We start from the raw sequence: 1,691 nt of genomic DNA, 5'->3' as shown, positions 1-1,691 counted from the left end.
GAAGTTAATTGCATGAACGCTACCATTTATAAGAAGCAACTATTGCCAAGGATCAGTAGCATCTTACTTTGCTTCATAATATCGATATCCATGCTTAATCTATTATTTGCTTTCGGAATAAATTTCGAACTATGATAGATCTTCGGAATGTGCGAAGCTCTTCCGAATGATGAGAAAAGAAATAGAAAAGGGCAACATTCCGATGAGCTGCGCACAATCGGAAGTTTAGGCTGGGATGAGGTTTATTCCGGCACTTCCGACACCGTAAACTCCACCACCTCGCTCCAATCTCCAAATCCGATCTCATTTTCCGCACGCACTTTATAAGATCGAGTTCCGTTTGGCGGATCATAAGAAACACTTTTATTAAATGCTCTGCGTAGTTTCAAGGATCCCCCGAGTTAAAGCACGGGGTTACTCATTGTCACTGAATTGCCCCGTGCTTTAGCTCGGGGATAAGAAAATAACTCCAAATCATCCGGGTTTTAACCCAAACCACCAGAATTATGTGCAATTCAACTGCCTTGTCGTAGTTTTAACGAAGACAGGTGGATATTCTTTTTTTTATTCATTGCTCAGAGATTTATTCACTTCTTTCTTCAAAGGTCATATCCAAACTCCTTCCTGAATTACATTTTGATAAAAAGGAGTGATCCGTTGTTTGGACTGCCAGTTTTTCTTTGAATAAATAAAAAGAGAGAATGGTTCTTCCGTTTCCAGTTCTAAATCATATAATTTATCCCTGAAAATTCTTTCTGTATTCAAATCGACAGGATAATCGGTCAGGACTGAAATATCCCAATCGGAATCTGTTCGTTCATCCCCTCGAGCTCTTGAACCATAAAGGATTACTTCTGCTTTTGGATCCACAGCATTTATATATTGTCGAATCAGTTTGATTATATTTTGTGTTCTAATTTTCATAACCTGACTCCTTATTTGCAAATCACTTTTTAGATCTGATTCATGCTATCTTCTATCCGGAAAGATCACCTATTCTAAAAATAAATACTACAAATTCCCTGTCAAGAAAAAGAGCGGTTTCTTTGTTTCTTTTTTTGTTTATTTTGCTTGTCCCGTCGTAGTATTAATGAAAATGGATTCGCTGTTAAATCATCTATCCAATTATGATCTTTCGACCTTTTCCATCGGATACTTCACCAATAATACTGCTCCATTCTAATCCTGCCAGTTTCAGTTTATCAAGAAGCTTATCGGCTTTATCTCCGGGAACAGATATGAGCAAACCTCCGGAAGTCTGGGCATCATATAAGAGCATTAGATGGTGTTGAGTATAAGATTTGCACTTGAGGGAGACATGTGGTTTAAAATATCTCTCATTGCGGAAAGAACCGCCGGGAAACAAACCGGTTTCCGCCAATTCAAAAGCTTCTTCAATGATCGGAATGCTGTTCAGTTCAAGATGAACCGAGACTGTATCATTTGTCATTTCATAGAGATGTCCCAGAAGTCCGAAACCGGTGACATCCGTCATCGCATTCACTCCGATCTCGACCGCGATCTCGGATGCTGTTTTATTCAGGAAACTCATCTGGAAAGTCGCTTCTTCGATTGCACTCTGGGGTGTCATATCTGCTTTGATGCCGGTGGTGATAACTCCCAGTCCGAGCGGTTTGGTCAGGATGATCTTATCTCCGGGTTGGATCGTATTGTTTCGCAGGATCTTATCG

2 protein-coding genes are annotated in these 1,691 nt (G+C 40.0%); both read right to left on the bottom strand.

Features of this window, described 5'->3' with window-relative positions:
- Positions 1-606 precede the first annotated feature (606 nt).
- Positions 607-924 (bottom strand): nucleotidyltransferase domain-containing protein, encoded by a 318-nt coding sequence (locus ENL20_00205; GenBank protein ID HHE36983.1) that lies wholly within the window; start codon positions 922-924, stop codon positions 607-609.
- 193 nt (positions 925-1,117) lie between these two features.
- A partial coding sequence (gene selD / locus ENL20_00200) for a selenide, water dikinase SelD (GenBank protein ID HHE36982.1) occupies positions 1,118-1,691 on the bottom strand: 574 nt, incomplete at its 5' end.

It is taken from the genome of Candidatus Cloacimonadota bacterium (assembly GCA_011372345.1).
GTDB lineage: Bacteria > Cloacimonadota > Cloacimonadia > Cloacimonadales > TCS61 > DRTC01.
This window is presented reverse-complemented; position numbering and strand designations above follow the sequence as displayed.

What these genes read in the sequence shown, in the direction of transcription:
- ENL20_00205 (HHE36983.1), bottom strand. Translation starts at nt 924, where the DNA reads ATGAAAATTAGAACACAAAATATAATCAAACTGATTCGACAATATATA.